The following is an 18130-nucleotide window of genomic DNA, read 5'->3' on the forward strand; positions in this document are numbered from 1 at the left end:
ATGAACAGTTGGTACACGATCCGTGCCCGGGCAACGGGCGCGGAAGTGCTGATCTATGACGAAATCGGCGCCTACGGCGTTTCGGCCAAGGGGTTTCTGGCCGAGCTGGGGGCGCTGCCAGATGATGCCCCCATTGATTTGCGGCTCAACAGCCCCGGTGGTTCAGTCTTTGATGCGGTGGCCATCTACAATGCGCTGACCCGCCATTCTGGCACGATTACGGTCTGGATCGACGGCATTGCCGCCTCGGCTGCGAGCTACATTGCCATGGCGGGCGACGAGATCGTCATGCCGGAAAACGCTTTCCTGATGATCCACGATCCGAGTGGCATCGTCATGGGCACGGCCACAGACATGCGTGATATGGCAGGAACGCTGGATAAGATCGCGGCCAGCATGACGCGGGGATACGCCGCCAAGTCTGGTAAACCCGAGGATGAGATTGCAGCCCTGCTGTCGGCCGAGACCTGGTTTGACGCAAAGGACGCGCTGGAAGCAGGTCTTGCCACGCGCATGGCCGAGCCTGTGCGGATTGCGGCCAGCTTTGATATTGGCAGATTCCGCAACGCGCCGTCTGTGCTGGCGGAGCTGGTCAATGCAGAAAGTGCGGCCATTGGCGACGACATCGTTCCAGAAGGGAACGAAGTTGCAGAGGATGACGATCCTCCGAGTGCACCCGATCCTGCGACCAAAGTTCCCACCGGGAACGTTGATCCGGTGGCCACCGCCGACGATCCATCGCGTTCAAATGGGCAGAGCGAGGGTGTTGCAGACGGGAACACCCAAGCGAACGGGGCAGGGAGCTGCGTTGGGGGCGCCAACACTGCGCCGGACGCCACGGCCATCCGCGCGGAGGCGATCTCCCATGCGCGCGCCATGATCGACCTCTGCCGCCTGGCAGGTCAGCCGGAAATGGCAGGTCGGTTCCTAGAGGAGGGTGCCAGTCTCGACGCAGTGCGCACCAGCCTGCTGAACGCGAAGGTCGAGGCCACACAGCAAATCACATCGCATCACTCCCAGCCTGGGCGCCTTGAGAGCATGCGTCCCTGGGGTGATGTCATTGCCCAAACCTTCAAGCTGAAAGGATAATCTCACATGAGCATATTGACCGAAGGCCCCCATACCGGTGGCTTCCTCATCTGGGAAGTGCTGCGCGACTTTACCCGTGAAACCGTCACCCTTGCTTCTGGCACAGGCAAACTCGCACCTGGGACTGTGCTGGGCAAGCTGACCACTGGCGGTAAATACACAGGCCTTGCGCCTGCCGCTACGAACGGCAGTCAGAATGCCGCGGGCATTATCTGGGACGCAGTCGACGCCACTGATGCCGATGCGCCGGGCGTCGTGATCCTGCGCGGACCGGCCATCGTGAACCGCCATGAGATCGTCTGGCCTGATGGTGCGACGGAGGCCCAAATCGCTACCGGCACTACGGCACTGGCCACGCTTGGTCTCATTTTGCGCTGACCCAAAGCGCGGATCCCTTTCACTGAACTACAGGAGGTTGCCGCATGGCCACCATGGACATTTTTGAAGGCGACGCCTTCAGCATTACAGAGCTCACGCGGGCTTTAGAAAACATCCCCTTCAAGCCGGCGATCTTGTCGGGATCGAGCCTTTTTGGATCACGTGGGGTGCGGCAACGCACCGTCATGATCGAGAGCCGAGATGGGACGCTTTCGCTGATCCCGTTCTCAGAGCGTGGCTCAGCCTATGAGAACCAAATCCCTGAACGGCGCAATATGCGGGCGTTTGTTTGCCGTCAGTTCAAGAAGCAGGACGTGCTTTGGGCCTCGGAAATCCAAGCGATCCGCGACTTTGGCTCGGAATCTGCGACCCAGCAGGTGCAGTCTGAGGTGGCGCGTAAGATGGCGCGTTTGCGTAACGATGCGGAGGCAACGTTTGAGTTCCATCTGTTCAACGGCATTCAAGGTGTGGTGAAAGACCCACGTGATGGGGCGACTGTTGCCAACTACTACACCGAGTTTGGTATTACGCCTGCCGCGGAGATCGATTTTGATCTCGATAACCAGACACCGGGGTCTGGTGCACTGCGCAAGCGCTGCCAAGCCATGATTGAAAGTGTGGAGGACACGCTGGGTGGTTTGGCCGCGGGACAGATACAACTGCGCGCGGAATGCGGCTCTGCTTTTTTTGCTGATTTGGTAGCCCATAAAGAGGTGCGCGAGACATATCTCAATACGGCCGCCGCTGCAGATCTGCGGGGCAGGGTGGGCGAAGAGGTCAGCTTTGGCGGCATTACTTTCCGACGCTATCGTGGCGGTCTTGGCTTTGGTGTACCGACCGACAAGGCATATTTTTACCCTGAGGGTGTGGAGGGCCTGTTTGAGATCTACTACGCGCCTGCCGACACGTTCGAGACGGTAAATACGCTCGGCCTGCCGCTTTATGCGCGTATGATCCCTGACCGCGACCGAGACGAATGGGTGCGCCTTGAGATTGAAAGCAACCCGTTGCCAATCTGCACCCGGCCGCAGGTGCTGCGGACAGCGAAGCGAACCTGATGACTGCCTTTGACGAGGCGGTCGGGGTGCTGTTTGCTGACCCGAACATTGCTGTGGAAATTTGGCACCGCGACAGTGAGGGTCAGTTTACCCGTGCGCAGGGCATTTTGCGCCGGCCAGATGAGATTACTGACTTTGGGTCGTCGCGGCTTCTCTCGGATACCACCCGGATTGATGTTCGGGTCGCCGACATTCCAGACCTGCGCCCGCAGGAGCAGATCCTGATTGGGGATAAAACCTTCCTGATCCAGGGTGAACCGAGGCGTGACCGCGAGCGGTTGGTCTGGACGCTTGAGTTGTGTCCGGCATGAGGCTCGGGCTCGATATCAGTCCCGATCTCGTTTCTGTCATGGCGGCCGAGATCAAAGCTGGCGAAAAGGCCGTGAGTGCTGCGATGCGTGAGGCCGGGTCTGATCTGAAATCAGCTTGGCGCGGCCAGATCACGCAGGCGGGTCTGGGGAGGCGGTTGGCGAATTCGATCCGGAGCCAAACCTATCCGAGATCTGGCGAAAGCTTGAAAGCAGCAGCGCTGGTCTGGTCCAAGGCACCGATTATTGTCGGAGCCCACGACACCGGCCCTTCGATCCGCTCGAAGAATGGGTTCTGGCTGGCGATCCCGTTGCCCGCTGCTGGCAAGTCCCTGCGCGGCGGTCGGATCACGCCCGGCGAATGGGAGCGGCGACGCGGGTTGCGCCTGCGCTTCGTCTATCGCCGCATGGGTCCGAGCCTGCTGGTGGCAGAGGGGCGGCTGAACACGAAGGGTCAGGCGGTGGTGTCGCGCTCAAAGACTGGGCGCGGCAAAGTCACCGCGCCGATCTTCCTGCTTGTGCCGCAGGTCAAGCTGCCGAAGCGACTGAACCTTGATCGGGACGTCGAACGTGCTCTCGAAAGGGTGCCGGGGCTGGTCGTCGCGAAATGGGTGGAGGAAAAGGCCCGTCGCTAAAGTGCGAAACTCGTTGAATTTTCTCGGGCCGAACGTATGATTTTGGTGATGCTGACCTAAAGGGAACTTGCGCTTGTTGAACACGATGCTTCCTGCCCTGCTTTTTTCATGGGGGACTACAGTACTCCTCTTTCGCTGGCTACAGAGAGTGGAGTCGAATTGGTTTCGTTTTCTTTTAAGGATACTGATGTTTTTCGTAGCTTTTCTGATTGGAATGATCGGAAGCTTTTCTGTCTTTTTTCTTTCGCTTTGGGCGATGTCAGGGATGCCGTTTCCTGAATTTTTGAATGCACCAACTGGCGCTGGTCAACAGATCACATCTTGGTTTCGTCTTGGTCCATCCGGCGCTCTTTTCGGCGCCCTTATTGGCCAGTTTCGAAAGTGGAGACGAGATTGAGTCCTATCGATTCAACTTCAAGGACCGTTTTCTGGATAATTGGCACGAACAAGTACCAATCCGGTCACTGTGTGTTCCTGATACTAGGGTTGCTTGTGGGCTTACTGTTCTCGGCCGAGCATGCATGGGCCCAGCAAGAGGGAACTTGGTATCGTGACCAAGACTTACGGACAAGCTTCTACTACTCGGACAGGTTCGTGCCAGAAGACCCAGCTGAGCTGTCCACCCGCTTTGTTGTGAACTGGCGTGCGCGACAGTCACGCGGTCTTATTGCGACTTGTTACCTCAAGGCAGTACCTACAGAAGTCGATGAGCTGACTGGCAGGGAATATTTGGAAACCAATTCACAGGATTTCACTGCCTCTTGGGTGAGAAATACAGAGCGTCGTGCCAGCGCGGTTGAAGTTGTGGAGTCGAGGCCAGTCCGGATTGATGGCCTACAAGCTCTTTATGTTGTTATGGACACCCGTATAGAAAATTTTGATACGACCGATGATCTCCGTACCTTTTCATTGATCACCTTTTGGGAGGGCCATGAGGTCGTGCTGGAATGTGGGACGAGTATCAGGTCAGTTGTCTTGGGAAGCCTCCCTGATGATCAAGCAGCTGCTGCTATCTCAAACGTCGAGGCCGAAATACAAAGAACACTGAGAACACTTCACTTCCAAAGACACTGAAATCCTATCGATTTTGTATTATCGAGGTTTTGATCTTGCCCACCCCCCGCGAAACCATTCTGACCGCGCTCTACGCTCGGCTTTCTATGCTGCCGGCCAGGGCGCTGCGTGGTGATGTGTTGCCTGAACGTATCCCGACTGAGGGGCTGCTGATCTTGCGCGACGGCGAGCCGGGAGAGCCCGAGGTCACGCTGTCGCCGCTGCGCTACCACTACCAGCACCGGGCTGAGATTGAGGCGGTCGTGCAGGGCACCGACCGTGACGCCGCGTTCGACACTTTGACCGCTAGCATCGGCGTAACGATCACCGCTGACCGCACGCTGGGCGGGCTCTGCGACTGGGTCGAAGCGGAGGCACCGCGTCCGGTCGATCTGCCCATCGAGGGAGCGGCGAGCCTGAAGGCGGCCGTCATCCCGGTTGTGCTGCATTATTCCACGGCTGATCCACTCAGCTGATCCCGACAACCCGAGGAGAACACTATGGCACGAGCCCAAGGGGCGCGGGCGCAAATGGCGCTTGCGTTCGAGACTACATATGGAACCCCGCCGGTCGGCGGTTTCACGAAGATGCCTTTCGCCAGCACCTCGCTTGGCGCGGAGCAGCCGCTGCAGACATCGGAACTCTTGGGCTACGGCCGGGATCCGCAGGCCCCGATCAAGGATGCGGTGACGGCGGACGGCGATGTTGTGATCCCGATTGATGCCGAGGCCTTTGGCTTGTGGCTGAAGGCTGCTTTTGGAGCACCAACAACCAGCGGCTCCGAGGCACCCTATAGCCACGAGTACCGCTCCGGAAACTGGTCCCTGCCGTCGCTCTCGATCGAGACGGGAATGCCGGAGGTGCCACGGTTTGCGATGTATTCGGGTTGTATGGTCGATAGCCTCAGCTGGCAGATGGCGCGGTCCGGATTACTCACCGCCACCGCCAGCATCGTGGCGCAGGGCGAGACGATCGCCACGAGCAGCGCGGCAGGAACGCCCGCCAATATCGCGCTGAAGCGCTTCGGACATTTCAACGGGGCCATCACGCGGAACGGGGCCAACATAGGTAACGTTGTCTCTGCCGACCTTACCTATGCCAACAACCTCGACCGCATCGAGACGATCCGGGCCGATGGCAAGATCGATGGTGCGGACCCGTCCATCGCGGCGCTCACCGGCAATGTTGTCGTGCGCTTCGCTGACCAGACGCTCGTGACACAGGCGATCAACGGCGAGGCCTGTGAGCTCGAATTCTCCTACACGCTGCCGACGGGTGAGAGCCTGACCCTGACTGCCCACGCGGTCTACCTGCCTCGCCCGCGGATCGAAATATCAGGACCCCAAGGCGTGCAGGCGACCTTCGATTGGCAGGCTGCCAGCGACGCGGTCTTGGGGCGCATGTGCACTGTGACGCTGACCAATGATCGCGAGGTTTACTGATGGCGCGCCGTCGCATTGGGCTGAGGGGTATGGATCGGGTTCTCAAGCCGCAAGATACTCCGGCCTTCGACAAGGACTTCGGTCAAGGTTGATCTGACCGCGTGGGATGTGGCTTGCAGGCTCAGCTTGGAGAGCATGATTGTTGTTTCGTGCAAGCGTTCCTCAGCACGTTCGGCACGGAGGGTTGCGGCATGGAGCTGCGCGGCAAGCTGTTCAATTTGGTCTTTCAGGCTATCTCGCTGGAACCTGGTGATTTCCAAGGCGACTGCGGTCACCATGAAGGCCTTGTCTTCTTTGCTACTCTTCTTCGCCATGGTCCCTCCACTCGCTGCGATTGCCATTCAAACATTGAACGAACATGCCAATCTTGACCAGACAGCACGTCCATCAAGATAAAGTAGGAGACTACAATATGCTACGCCTGAACCTGTCGAACGAACCACGCTGGCTTGATCTGGGCCATGGCGTTCGACTGCTGGTTGAGTCCCTGACCACAGCGGTCATGCTCGCCGCACGCAGTGATCCCGTGATCATGGCCGCCACCGAAAACGTGCAAGGCAGTACCGGTGCGAACAATGATGATCTGGCCCTGATTGTGGCGAAAGCAGTCGCGCGCATCGTTGTGACGGATTGGGAGGGCGTCGGCGACGAAGACGGCAAAGCGCTGCCTGTCACGCCCGCAGGTATTGACGCACTCCTGGAACTCTGGCCGGTATTTGAAGCCTTCCAGACCAGATACATCGCAGGCGCGCTCATTCTGGATGCGGAAAAAAACGTCTGACCGCTCTCGCCGACTGGGAGTTCGGCGGGGGCGGTGAGTATTGCGCGGCGTGTCCTTCCATCTGCGCAGAATGCCCAAGGCAGCAGAACGCGCCACAAACTTACGAGGGCTGGCAGATATGGGATCTGGTTCAGCGCCTTGGCGGGCAAATGCGGGTTGTAGGCGGTATGAGCGGCGGTGCCGTCATCGGCTGGGACATGAGCGCGGCCCTACAGCTCGGGGCGGCCGTTGGGCTTTCGCCCCTTATTATTGCGGAACTGTTGCCCCCTATTGAGGCGGTGATGGTACGCAAAACCAACGAAGAGATCGAACACCACCATGGCTGAGAAGAAGGTATCCGTCCGCCTCTCTGCAACCGGTGGCCGCCAGGTCCGTGCCGAGTTGGAGGGCGTCGGCGAAGCTGGCAAGCGCGGCTTTGGCCGCCTGAGCCGCGAGATGGAACAGGCCAATGCGCGTATGGCCGCTTTTGCGCGCCGGGCGCGCATTGCGGCGACGGCTGCCGCCACGGCGCTCGCTGCCGCCGTCGTCTCGATGACCCGTTCGACCGTCGCTGCTGCCAACGAGATCGGTCAGCTCTCCCAGGTGGCCAATGCCAATACAGAGGTCTTCCAGCGCTGGTCGGCCGCCTCGGCCACGGTGGGCATTGAGCAGGAAAAACTCGCCGATATCCTGAAGGACGTGAACGACCGGGTCGGGGACTTCCTGCAAACAGGAGGCGGCCCAATGGCGGACTTCTTTGAGACCATCGCCCCCCGTGTGGGCGTGACCGCGGACCAGTTCGCGCGGCTTTCGGGGCCAGAGGCGTTGCAGCTTTATGTCTCCTCCCTCGAAAAAGCAGGCGTCAGCCAACAGGAGATGACTTTTTATCTCGAGGCTATGGCGTCGGATGCCACACGCCTTATCCCCTTGCTGCAAAATGGCGGGGCGGAGATGACGCGACTGGGCGCGCAAGCGCAGCGTCTCGGGGCGGTGCTCGATGCAGACGCCATAACGGCGATGCGCAGGTCAGAACTGGCCCTGGTCAGCATTGGCCAGGTGTTTACGGGCGTGCGCAACCGGATTGCGGTGGCACTGGCCCCTTCGCTTGAGGCGGTGGCAAATGCCTTTGTCGCGCTGGCCTCATCGACAAGCCCGATCAGCCGGGCGTTTGACGCGGTGCTGGCCAATCTCGACAGGCTTGCGATCCATGCCGGCACATTCGCCACCTTTATTGCGGGCCGTTGGGCGGCGGCGATGGCTGTGGCCGCGCTGTCGGTTCGGGGTCTGGCCACCACGCTGGTGGTCCTGAAAGGTGCGCTCATGCGCACCGGCATCGGCGCGCTGATCGTCGGGGCTGGCGAGTTGGTCTATTGGTTCACCCGGCTGGCGTCTGGCGCAGGCGGCTTTGGCGAGGCCATGCGTCTTTTGAAGGATGTGGCCGTTGAGGTCTGGGACAGGATCAAGATGGGGGCTTCAGCCGCTGGCGCGCGTGCCACGGCGATGTTCTATGATCTGAAAGCAGATGCCGCTACGGGCATGGCCGGGGCTATCGAGAGTGTCGTGGGATTTGGCAACACAGCGGCCAACACCTTTGAAGGCGCGTTGCTGGCCGTAAAGGAGATCTGGTCGCTCTTGCCAGCCGTGATTGGGGATCTGGTGTTCACAGCCGCCAACCGCATGCTGGACGGGATTGAGACCATGCTGAACGGCGCGATTCGCCGGATCGACGCCTTTACCGGCCGTATTCGTGACGCGCTTGCGGCTGTCGGTATCGAGACCAGCTTTGGTCAAATCGGCGATATCAACCTCGGCGACATTCCGAACCCCTTTGCCGGTGCATCAGCCGATGCGGGGACCGCAGCTGCAGATGCTTTCCGCCGCGCCTTCGAGGACAACCCGCTGACCGCGCCTGATCTTGGTTTAGACGGTATCGCCGCAGAGGCACTGGCCACGGCCAATACCTATCGGCAAGCCGCTACTGACCTTACGGCGGGTGCCACGGCCCCGCTGACCAGCTGGGGTGCGCTGCGTGATGCGGTTGCAGGCACCGGCGAAGAAGGTGCTGCCGCCCTTGATGATGCCACGACCTCGGCGGATCGTTTAGCTGATGCCATGGGACGCGCGGGCGGGGCCACTGGAAATGCGGGCACCAAGATTGTCACCGGGTGGAAGGCCGTCTCGGAAGCGCTAAAATCTTATGCCACAGATGCGTTGAACTGGGGCAAGGGCCTTGGTGAAACGCTGACGGGGGCCTTCACGGGGGCCGAGGCTGCCTTCCGCAGCTTTGTGGAAACGGGCAAGTTCGACTTCAAGGGGCTGGTGCGCTCGATCCTCGCTGATCTGGCGGTGCTCGCGTTCAAGCGGGCTGTCCTTGGTCCAATTGCCAATGCGTTATCGGGCATCTTTGGCGGCGGATCAGTAGCGGCGGCGGTCTCGCACACCGGCGGTATCGTCGGACTGTCAGGCCACACGCGGCAAGTTCCTGCACATGCCTTTGCGGGTGCGCCGCGCATGCACAGCGGTGGCACCGTGGGGCCGGTTGGTTCCTGGGCAGGTCTCCGCCCCGACGAGGTCCCAACGATCCTGCAACGTGGCGAACGTGTGTTGAACCGGCGCGAAGCCGCCAACTACGGGCGCGCGGGGACCTCAGGGGCTGGCGTGACCGTCAGCATCGATGCCCGTGGGGCACAGATGGGTGTGGCGGAACAGATCGATGCCAAACTGCGGGCGGCCATCCCGGAAATCGCCCGCATCGCAAAAGAAAGTGTCGCTGACGGGCGGCGCAGAGGTCAGGAGATCTGATGCCGATCCCGGTTTTACCACTGACATTGGTATCGTCTGTGGAACGGCGGCTGGCCACCTCTGTGGCCGAGGCCCGCTCGCCTTTTACCGGTACGTCCCAGATCCAGGATTGGGGCGCGTCCTGGTGGGAGTACCAGATTGAGATGGCGGTCACGCAAGGGGCGAATGCGCGGCGGCTTTCGGCCTTCTTCACGGCCCTTGGTGGCTTGCGGGGACGGTTCCTGTTCCCCGATCCGTCGATCGAGGTGCCCATCGCCGTCGGCAATCCTTATGTCACCGAGGCCCAGTCGGCCAGGACGTCGACGTTACAGACCGCGGGCTGGGGTATTGGGCTACGGGCGGGGGATTTCTTCCAGCTTGGGTCTGATACGACAACACGACTTTACCAGTTGACCGAGGATGTGACGGCTTTGGGCAGCGAGGCCACGCTCGCTTTTGTGCCGCCGCTCCGTACCGCAGTTCAGTTTGGTGTGCCCATCGGGCTTGATGCACCCTCGGCACTGCTGCGACTGACAGCGCCCGTGCCAACGGTCATCGCTCGCGCTGACCAGCATCGGTTTACGATCTCGGCCCGGGAGGCTTTGTGAAGTGAGCCGCGAGATCACCGCAGCATTCGCCACAGCGCTGGCTGACCAGAACCTGCGCCCCGTGATCTTCTTTGAGGGTCAGTTCGCCACCGGCTGGGTGCGGATCTGGTCTGGCTTGGGCGAGGTGAGCTGGAATGGACAGACCTGGGCCGGTGCCGGATCGCTTTTGGGCCTCGGCTCCCTTGATGAAACCGGCGAGGTTGTTGCCGGTGGCACCGCTGTATCACTCTCAGGCGTGCCGCTGGACCTTGTGCAGATGGCCATCGAGGAAGCGCGCCAGGGCTTGCCGGGCCGGATCTGGCTTGGGCTTTTGGCCGAGAATGGCAGTATCATCGCTGATCCGGTCCAGGCCTTCTCCGGCCGCCTTGATGTGCCGGAAATCAAGGATGACGCAGACACGTGCATGATCACCATCAGCTACGAGAGCCGGTTGATTGATCTGACTGTGGCGCGCTCCTGGCGCTACACCCATGAAAGCCAGCAGGTGCTTTATCCGGGCGATCTCGGGTTTGAATATGTGACCGCCATCCAGGATCGCGAAATCACCTGGGGGCGGGGATAGGTCTTGGCATTGATCAGGGCACTTTGCCGCGTGGTGTCGCGTTCATCTCGACAAGTTGTGGGTATCCAGCCCGACAGCGGCCTTGCATATTCGTTACACTTGGGCGGTTCTCGGGGCAGTCCCGAGAAATGATATCGAGCGCTGTTGGTAACTGCGTGTTGGTTCCCACGAGCTCGCAAAAACGGTCCTTGGTGTAACGTCCGAAGCGCCCGCACACGGGGCAACTGATCTCGACGTGGTCATATGGAAAATCAAATGCGCGCATGACGCAACAATGACCTGAAGGCGGGACACAGACAAGGAGTCCGAACATGGCGCGCGTGGAAAACTGGCCGCAACGTCTCATGACGCTGATTGATATGGCCCGGATCAGACCCTTCATCTGGGGCCTGCATGATTGCCCGACCTTTGCCTTTGAGACGCGGATGATCCTGACGGGTGGCGAAGATATCGCAGCATTATGGCGTGGACGCTATACCACCGCGCTCGGTGGCGAGCGTGTGATGCGGCGGTTGGGCTGGTCCTCGCTCGAGGACATGGGGCGTGCGCTCCTGGGAGAACCCCGCCCGGCAGTGCTTCTCGCTCAACGCGGCGATATCGTTCTGGCCGATACGGGCCTTGGCTTTGGCGTTTGTATTGGGTCCACGGCAGTCGGCATGGCCCCCGAGGGGCTGGTCGTGGTGCCGCTCACATCTTGCCAGCTCGCCTGGCCCATCTGATCCCGGACACATCCCATGCCTTTTATCGTGACAGCCGTCGCCGCGATTGCGGGGGCGATCAGCGGGGTTTTGGCCGCAGGTGGGATCGGCGCGGCGCTTTTACGGATCGGCGGCACGCTGCTTCTCTCCTATGCGTCCCAATCCCTGATGCCAAAACCACAGACCACACTGCAGCCGCGCACTGTGACGATCCGCGAGCCCGTGGTTCCACGCGATCTGGTTTATGGCCGCACCCGCAAGGGGGGCGTGATTGTCTTTCTCCATTCCTCAGGGGCAGACAACAAGTTCCTCGATCTGGTGATTGTGCTTGCGACCCACCGGGTCAAATCCATCGGGGCCATCTACTTTGAGGGCGAGATGGCCCTTGACGCTGCCGGCGTGGCGCAGGGCCGTTGGGCGGGAAAGGTCGCTGTCGAAAAGAACCTTGGAGAGGCCAATCAGACTGCGTTCGCTGAGCTGAAAGCAGCGCTGCCCGACAAATGGACCGAGACCCATCGGCTGAGAGGGTGCGCTGCAATCCGTCTGCGGCTCACTTATGATCAGGATGCCTATCCCGGCGGCATTCCGAACATCACGGTCGACGTTGAGGGCAAGAACGACATCTGGGACCCAAGGACCCAAACGGAAGTCTACTCGCAAAATCCTGCGCTCTGCCTGGCCGATTACATGGCGAACGGCACCTGGGGCATTGGCGCGCGCATCGGGCAGCCTGATGGAATCGATGAGCTGTCGCTCATTGAAGCTGCGAACATCTGCGACGAAACGGTACAACTGGCAGACGGTGAAACGGAGGCGCGTTACGCCTGCAATGGGGTGATCACGCTGTCCGAGGTCCCGAAGACGATCATCGAAGGGATGCTCTCGTCCTTTGCCGGGCGCTGTGCTTTCTCGGGCGGATCCTGGCGCATCCACGCAGGTGCCTGGCGCGCGCCTTCGGTGGTGCTGACCTCGGATCATGTCCGCGAGGGTGGGCTGACCTTGGCGACCCGCGTGACAATGTCTTCGAACTTCAATGGCGTGCGTGGCCGGTTTGTCAGCCCGGAGAATGACTGGCAGCCCGACGACTTCCCGGCTTATGCGTCGGATGTTTATCTCGACGAGGACGGGGGCGAGCAGAAATGGCGCGACATATCGCTTCCCTTCACGATCTCGGCGTCAATGGCGCAGCGGCTTGCGAAGATCGAGCTCGAGCGTGCGCGGCGGCAAATGACGGTGCGGCTGTCGGGGAAACTCTCGGCCTGGGCTGCCACCGTGGGCGATGTGGTTACGCTGTCTTACGCGCGTTGGGGCTTTGGCGCGAAGCCGTTCGAGGTGCATGGCGTTAGTCTTGATCTAACGTCATCAGGGGACGGTGCGCTCCTGCTTCCAGAGCTTGTCCTGCGAGAAACCTCGCCCCTTGTCTATGATTGGTCTGCCTCTGAGCAGCAGATTTATGCTGCAGCCCCGCGCACCGCATTGCCCAATGCCTATGACATTCCGGCTCCGGGGCAACCGACGGCGACTGAGGATCTCTATGTCACACGCGATGGTGGAGGGTTGAAGGTTTTGGCCCACGTTGCCTGGGAAGCCGCTCCCTCGGGCTTTGTTGCCGCCTATCAATTGCAGGCGCGGCAGGGCGCAGGGGAGTGGCTGGATTATGGCCGCACCGATGGCACCAACCTCGAGATCCGCGACATTGCCCCCGGGGCATGGCAGTTCCGCGTAAAAGCAATATCGGTCTTGGGGGTCTCGTCCGCTTGGCAGGAGGCTGCCGTGGAAATTCTTGGCCTTACTGCGCCCCCGGCCGGGTTGGAGAATATCACGCTGCAGACGGCGGGTGGTCTTGCCATCCTGAAATGGGCGCGCTCGTCTGATCCGGATGTACGGGTGGGCGGCAATATCGTGATCCGGCACTCAAAACAGGCGACGGCCACGTGGTCTGACAGCTATTCGATGGACCGGGTGTCGGGCGGCGAGGCCATTGCAGTTGTGCCGCTGAAGCCGGGCACATATCTGTTGCGGGCTGAGGACAGTGGCGGGCGCGCAGGGCCAGAGACGCGGGTCTCGACCAAGGGCGCGCAGGTGTTGGCCTTCTCGACACTGGCCTATCTGCAAGCTGATCCTGGGTTTGCCGGGGCAAAAACGGGCCTGCAGGTTGTGGGCTCAAATCTGACGCTCGCCACGACGACCAGCGGCGGCATCACCCAAGCTGCTGCGATGGAGGGCCAATATGGCTTTGCCGCCGGGCTTGATCTCGGCGCAGTGAAACGGGTGCGCTTGCGCTCGGAAATCGGTGTGGCAGCGCTTGCGCTCAATGACCGGATCGATGCGCGCACGGCGCTGATGGATACCTGGGCTGATTTTGACGGCGCGGCCGGTGCTGAAATCGATGTGCTGTTCGAGATCCGCGAAACCGATGACGATCCAGGTGGAAATCCCACCTGGGGGCCTTGGGGGCGTCTCGACAATCATGAAATCGAGGCGCGCGCGGTGCAAGCGCGGGCTTATCTTACGACGAGGGACGCATCCTACACGCCCACCGTCTCGCAACTGCGGCTTTATGCCGATGAGGTGGCATAATGACCCAAACGTCGAACTTCGTCATTGCCAACGACGCAGGCGCTGCCGTGCGGGCCCGCATCAACGAGGTGATCGCGGCGCTGCAATCGACCAGTGCGGGCGCTTCAGCTCCCTCTGCCACCGTGGCGGGTATGCTCTGGGTCGACACCTCGGTCTCGCCACCTGTTTTGCGCCGGCGCAATGCCACGAACACAGGCTGGGACGCACTTCTGGATGCTGCGGGCAATCTGGCGGGGCTGGCCAACACGGCCATGGCCCGCAGCAACCTTGGCCTGGGGACCATGGCGACCAAATCGGCCGCCGGTTACGACACCGCAATCGCGGCAAAGGCAGAGCTCGCTGGGGCGACCTTCACCGGCGTGGTGACGGCACCGAACTTCGTGTCCTCGTCGGACGCGCGATTGAAATCCGAGGTCGAGACCATCGCTGACGCTCTGACCCTTGTCTGCGCGCTGCGTGGCGTGCGCTTTACCATGGGTGGTGCGCGTCAGATCGGGGTCATCGCCCAAGAGGTCGAACCGATCCTGCCCGAGGTCGTGCACGAAGACACGGGCGGCCAGCTCTCGGTCGCTTACGGCAATATCACCGGCCTTCTGATCGAGGCTGTAAAGGAACTGACTGCCCGTGTTGTGGCGCTGGAGGAGGACCGCGCATGAACGATGGTGGATTTATCGATACGATCAATGCGGTCTTCGGCGGTGCTGTCACGACGCTGATCGGGGCCTTCACGGGCCGCCTCATGTGGCATTCCGGTGAGGTGAAACTGGGCAACCGCCGTTTCTTTGGCAAAGAACTTCTTTGGGAAATTCCTGTCGCTGTTGGCATGGCGCTCATCGGCGAGGCGGCGGCCCACTATATCGGTCTCTCTCAGCCCATCTCGACAGGGTTTGTGGCGACGCTCGCCTATCTTGGACCCCGAGGGGCCGAGGCGCTGCTTGCCGCCTGGCTCTGCCGCAAAAAATAAGCAGCCCGCCAACCAACCAGCTTCATTCACGCTGTCCCACCTGGGGCGGTGTTTTACATTATACGGGAGAATACCATGACCGCTTTCGACATCGCCCGGGGCTACATCGGTATGACCGAAGGCCCGGGCCCTGCCGACAACCCCAAAATCCTTGAGATGTATGCCTCGGTCGGTCACGACTGGGTTGAACACGATAGCGTCGCCTGGTGCGCAGCCTTCGTCGGGCACTGCCTCGAGTGGGCGGGGATCCGCTCGACCCGCAAACTGACCGCGCGATCCTATCTCGATTGGGGTGTGCCGGTCGAGGTGGCGGACGCCCTGCAAGGGGACATCGCTGTCATCCCGCGCGGCAAATCCAGCTGGCAGGGCCACGTGTTCTTCATCGACCGGATCGAGGGCGCTTGGGTCTGGGGGCTCGGAGGCAATCAGGATGATGCGGTCAGTATAAAGCGCTATCCGGTCTCAAAACTTCTCGGTATCCGGCGCGCGGGTGACGTGACCAGCAATGCAACGATGTCTGTGCGCGACGTGCAGTCGCGCTTGCGATCGCTTGGATATCATGAGGTTGGCGAGTTGGATGGCAGGATCGGCCCACGAACGCGCGCAGCCATCTTGGCCTACCGTGATGACAACAGCCTGCCACTGAATCCGATCATCGATCTCGCGCTGACAGAGGCACTGCTTGTGGCAAAGTCCCGCCCGGTCTCGCCCGAGCGGGCTGTTGGCACGCCTGAAAGCTCACGGATCGTATCTGCAGTCAATGCGCAGATTGCGCTTGGGGCCGCGGGTTCTGCCGGGCTTGCCTTGAACGATATAGCGCCTTTGATCACTAAAGCCGAAGATGGGCAGGACCTCGTGAGCCGCATCCTTAACCTTGTCGGGCTCGGGTCTTACGCAGGCATCGTCATGCCAGCTCTGGGAGCTCTGATCTTCGTCGCGGTGATCTGTTTTGCCCTGAAAGCCAGGGCGGCCCGGATTGAAGATCACCGGACCGGGAGGACACCATGATGTTGATTGCCCGGATTTTTGTGACCCTTCGCACACGCATGGCTCTATGGGGCGGCCTCATAGTGATCTTTCTTGCTGCCTTGCGTGTTGCCACGCGTCAGGGGCGGCAGGCGGCAGAGGCCGAGTTTGTTATTCGCGCAGCTGACGCCCGCATCCGGGCACTGCGCACATCCCTTGAGGTGACCCATGAGATTGAGACCCTGTCTGATGATGAGCGTAATCGCCGTCTTGATCGCTGGATGCGGGATTGAGGGGCTGCATGGCTCGGACTGTGACTGGGCCGTGCCGATCCGTCCCTCGCGAAGCGATCAGCTGACGCATGGCACCGCGCGCCAGATCCTCACCCATAATGAAACCGGCACAGCGCAATGCGGGTGGATGCCATGACCCCTTCTGAACTCCAGGAAGGCCCGGTCATCCTGATCGGCTACGAATACCGCCTTCAGCTTCAGGCAGCGGCCGACCTCTTCCCCGAGGCTGCAAGCTTCACCGGCCAATTACGCAGCGCGGTGAATGACAGCGCGATCCTTGCCACCATCTCCACTGAAAATGGCGGGGTGCTGCGCCACAACGAGCGGACAATCGAGATCGTTCTGGTCCCGACTATCACGGCAGGTCTCAGCCCCGGCAGCGTGACGCTTGATCTCGTGCGCACTGATCTCGATCCGGATCAGCATCTCGGCGTGCTTCTGGAAATCCCCGTGGTCTTGCCGGTGACACGGGGGCTTTAGGCCATGACGAATGCGCTTGATCTGCGGCCTCTCACGGGGCCGATCCGCATTGACATCAGGTCCAGCACCCGGATTGCGCTGCGCCTGTCCACTGGGCCAATCGGCATCCGCCTGCTTGGCCAGCCAGGCCCGCAGGGGTCAACCGGGCCGCAGGGCGACAAGGGTGATCAGGGGGACCCCGGCATCACAATCCTGCCCACCGACACCCCCATCAACGGAGGATTTTTCTGATGGCGAATACGATCCAATTGAAACGACGCGCCTCGGGCGTGGCGGGCGCGCCTGCGGCGCTGAAATCCGGCGAGTTGGCCCATAACGAGGTCGACGATACGCTGTATGTGGGCAAGGGCGATGACGGCGCAGGCAATGCCACTGCCATCGTGCCTCTCGGGGGCAGTGGCGGCTTTCTTGCCCTTGTCGGGACGCAGACGGTCGGTGGTGCCAAAACCTTCTCGCTGGTACCAAAGTCCAGTCAGGACGCAAGTGCTGCCACCGATCTCGTGCGCAAGTCGCAACTGGATGCTGGCCTCGCCGCGAAAGCCGCGCTCAGCCACAGCCATGCCATCGGCGATGTCACCGGTCTGCAGGCCACGCTCGACGGCAAGCTCGGTGCGTCGGCGAACGCTGTGTCTGCCAGCAAACTCGCAACGGCGCGAACGATCTCCCTGGCAGGCGACCTATCGGGTTCCGTCAGTTTCAATGGCACTGCGAATGTGACGCTCACCGCGGCCGTTGCCGATGATAGCCATGCCCATGTCATTGCCAATGTAGATGGATTGCAGGCTGCCCTTGATGCGAAGGCCTCCCTGGCCTCACCGGGGCTGACGGGAACGCCGACAGCGCCGACTGCGGCCTCCAGCACAAACACGGTTCAAATCGCAACCACAGCCTTTGTGCAGCAGGCCATCGTCGATTTTGGTCCCGGCGATATGCTGAAATCGAGCTATGACGCGGACAATGACGGCAAGGTCGATGCGGCAGAGGTGGCGGATGCAGCACCTTGGGCGGGCATCACGGGAAAGCCGACGAGCTTTACCCCTGCAAGTCACAGCCATCCGATCTCTCAGGTGACCAGTTTACAAGCTGCGCTCAATGCCAAGGCCGCTCTGGCCTCGCCTGCATTGACTGGCACGCCGACGGCTCCAACAGCCACGGCTGGCACGAACACGACGCAGATTGCGAGCACGGCCTTCGTTGCCGCCGCCATCGGCGCGCTGATCGATGCGGCACCTGGCGCGATGGATACGCTGAACGAATTAGCAGCAGCCCTCGGGGATGATCCGAACTTTGCCACCACGGTGACCAACGCCCTTGCAGGAAAATTGGCATCAGCCTCAAACCTTGCCGATCTGCCGAATAAGGTAACGGCAAGATCAAACCTTGGGCTTGGCTCCATGGCCACGCAGACGTCGAACAGCGTTGCCATCACCGGCGGTGCGATTAACGGCGTAGCGCTCGATGGCGGGACGTTCTGA

General features: G+C 61.1%; 23 protein-coding genes. 22 read left to right on the forward strand and 1 reads right to left on the reverse strand.

Going from position 1 to position 18130, the window contains the following annotated elements:
* The 8 genes from ACSQ13_RS03980 (at window position 1) to ACSQ13_RS04015 (ending at window position 5963) form a co-directional block, all read left to right on the forward strand.
* Entirely contained in the window at window positions 1-1089 is a 1089-nt protein-coding gene (locus ACSQ13_RS03980; RefSeq protein ID WP_435988185.1) for a head maturation protease, ClpP-related, read from the forward strand.
* A 6-nt stretch (window positions 1090-1095) separates the two neighbouring features.
* Window positions 1096-1467, forward strand: coding sequence for a head decoration protein (locus ACSQ13_RS03985; protein ID WP_435988186.1), 372 nt, complete (start codon window positions 1096-1098; stop codon window positions 1465-1467).
* A 44-nt stretch (window positions 1468-1511) separates the two neighbouring features.
* Window positions 1512-2525 carry a major capsid protein gene (locus ACSQ13_RS03990; protein WP_435988187.1) on the forward strand — a complete coding sequence of 338 codons (1014 nt, stop codon included), beginning with the start codon at window positions 1512-1514 and terminating at the stop codon, window positions 2523-2525.
* Window positions 2525-2836, forward strand: coding sequence for a head-tail joining protein (locus ACSQ13_RS03995; RefSeq protein WP_435988188.1), 312 nt, complete (start codon window positions 2525-2527; stop codon window positions 2834-2836). Before ACSQ13_RS03990 ends, ACSQ13_RS03995 begins: the two co-directional genes overlap by 1 nt.
* The gene (locus ACSQ13_RS04000) at window positions 2833-3468 is read left to right on the forward strand and encodes a DUF6441 family protein (protein WP_435988189.1); all 636 of its coding nucleotides are present in this window, start codon (window positions 2833-2835) and stop codon (window positions 3466-3468) included. The genes ACSQ13_RS03995 and ACSQ13_RS04000 overlap by 4 nt, the downstream gene beginning before the upstream one ends.
* A 594-nt stretch (window positions 3469-4062) precedes the next feature.
* Window positions 4063-4542: a hypothetical protein gene (locus tag ACSQ13_RS04005; RefSeq protein ID WP_435988190.1), complete on the forward strand. Its 480-nt coding sequence runs from the start codon at window positions 4063-4065 to the stop codon at window positions 4540-4542.
* 35 nt (window positions 4543-4577) lie between these two features.
* Entirely contained in the window at window positions 4578-4997 is a 420-nt protein-coding gene (locus tag ACSQ13_RS04010) for an acyl-CoA transferase (protein WP_435988191.1), read from the forward strand.
* A 24-nt stretch (window positions 4998-5021) separates the two neighbouring features.
* A complete protein-coding gene (locus tag ACSQ13_RS04015) occupies window positions 5022-5963 on the forward strand; it encodes a phage tail tube protein (protein ID WP_435988192.1) in 942 nt (313 codons plus the stop codon).
* Here the strand turns inward: ACSQ13_RS04015 and ACSQ13_RS04020 are convergent.
* The gene (locus tag ACSQ13_RS04020; protein ID WP_435988193.1) at window positions 5957-6277 is read right to left on the reverse strand and encodes a hypothetical protein; all 321 of its coding nucleotides are present in this window, start codon (window positions 6275-6277) and stop codon (window positions 5957-5959) included. The two genes, ACSQ13_RS04015 and ACSQ13_RS04020, sit on opposite strands and share 7 nt — an antisense overlap.
* Window positions 6278-6375: 98 nt before the next feature.
* Here ACSQ13_RS04020 and ACSQ13_RS04025 point away from each other — a divergent pair, with 98 nt between their 5' ends.
* The 14 genes from ACSQ13_RS04025 to ACSQ13_RS04090 all read left to right on the forward strand — a co-directional run bounded on the left by ACSQ13_RS04025 (window position 6376) and on the right by ACSQ13_RS04090 (window position 18130).
* Window positions 6376-6744 carry a hypothetical protein gene (locus ACSQ13_RS04025; protein WP_435988194.1) on the forward strand — a complete coding sequence of 123 codons (369 nt, stop codon included), beginning with the start codon at window positions 6376-6378 and terminating at the stop codon, window positions 6742-6744.
* Window positions 6745-6893: 149 nt separating this feature from the next.
* On the forward strand, window positions 6894-7070 hold the full coding sequence (locus ACSQ13_RS04030) for a DUF7697 family protein (protein WP_435988195.1): 177 nt from the start codon (window positions 6894-6896) through the stop codon (window positions 7068-7070).
* Window positions 7063-9525 carry a phage tail tape measure C-terminal domain-containing protein gene (locus ACSQ13_RS04035; RefSeq protein ID WP_435988196.1) on the forward strand — a complete coding sequence of 821 codons (2463 nt, stop codon included), beginning with the start codon at window positions 7063-7065 and terminating at the stop codon, window positions 9523-9525. The genes ACSQ13_RS04030 and ACSQ13_RS04035 overlap by 8 nt, the downstream gene beginning before the upstream one ends.
* Before the next feature lie 26 nt (window positions 9526-9551).
* Entirely contained in the window at window positions 9552-10112 is a 561-nt protein-coding gene (locus tag ACSQ13_RS04040) for a hypothetical protein (RefSeq protein WP_435988197.1), read from the forward strand.
* Between the two features lies 1 nt (window position 10113).
* Window positions 10114-10674 (forward strand): hypothetical protein, encoded by a 561-nt coding sequence (locus ACSQ13_RS04045; protein WP_435988198.1) that lies wholly within the window; start codon window positions 10114-10116, stop codon window positions 10672-10674.
* A gap of 311 nt (window positions 10675-10985) precedes the next feature.
* Window positions 10986-11393, forward strand: coding sequence for a DUF6950 family protein (locus tag ACSQ13_RS04050; protein ID WP_435988199.1), 408 nt, complete (start codon window positions 10986-10988; stop codon window positions 11391-11393).
* 15 nt (window positions 11394-11408) lie between these two features.
* Window positions 11409-13952 (forward strand): phage tail protein, encoded by a 2544-nt coding sequence (locus ACSQ13_RS04055; protein ID WP_435988200.1) that lies wholly within the window; start codon window positions 11409-11411, stop codon window positions 13950-13952.
* Window positions 13952-14608: a tail fiber domain-containing protein gene (locus ACSQ13_RS04060; RefSeq protein ID WP_435988201.1), complete on the forward strand. Its 657-nt coding sequence runs from the start codon at window positions 13952-13954 to the stop codon at window positions 14606-14608. Before ACSQ13_RS04055 ends, ACSQ13_RS04060 begins: the two co-directional genes overlap by 1 nt.
* On the forward strand, window positions 14605-14916 hold the full coding sequence (locus ACSQ13_RS04065; protein ID WP_295513127.1) for a phage holin family protein: 312 nt from the start codon (window positions 14605-14607) through the stop codon (window positions 14914-14916). Before ACSQ13_RS04060 ends, ACSQ13_RS04065 begins: the two co-directional genes overlap by 4 nt.
* Before the next feature lie 75 nt (window positions 14917-14991).
* The gene (locus tag ACSQ13_RS04070; RefSeq protein ID WP_435988202.1) at window positions 14992-15924 is read left to right on the forward strand and encodes a TIGR02594 family protein; all 933 of its coding nucleotides are present in this window, start codon (window positions 14992-14994) and stop codon (window positions 15922-15924) included.
* Window positions 15921-16175, forward strand: a complete 255-nt coding sequence (locus ACSQ13_RS04075) for a hypothetical protein (RefSeq protein ID WP_435988203.1) — start codon at window positions 15921-15923, stop codon at window positions 16173-16175. Before ACSQ13_RS04070 ends, ACSQ13_RS04075 begins: the two co-directional genes overlap by 4 nt.
* 132 nt (window positions 16176-16307) lie before the next feature.
* Complete coding sequence (locus tag ACSQ13_RS04080) at window positions 16308-16655, forward strand: hypothetical protein (RefSeq protein ID WP_435988204.1); 348 nt, start codon at window positions 16308-16310, stop codon at window positions 16653-16655.
* A gap of 3 nt (window positions 16656-16658) precedes the next feature.
* Window positions 16659-16886, forward strand: a complete 228-nt coding sequence (locus ACSQ13_RS04085; protein WP_435988205.1) for a hypothetical protein — start codon at window positions 16659-16661, stop codon at window positions 16884-16886.
* A complete protein-coding gene (locus ACSQ13_RS04090; RefSeq protein WP_435988206.1) occupies window positions 16886-18130 on the forward strand; it encodes a head decoration protein in 1245 nt (414 codons plus the stop codon). The genes ACSQ13_RS04085 and ACSQ13_RS04090 overlap by 1 nt, the downstream gene beginning before the upstream one ends.

This window comes from Sulfitobacter sp. SH22 (assembly GCF_965641905.1).
Taxonomy (GTDB): Bacteria; Pseudomonadota; Alphaproteobacteria; order Rhodobacterales; family Rhodobacteraceae; genus Sulfitobacter.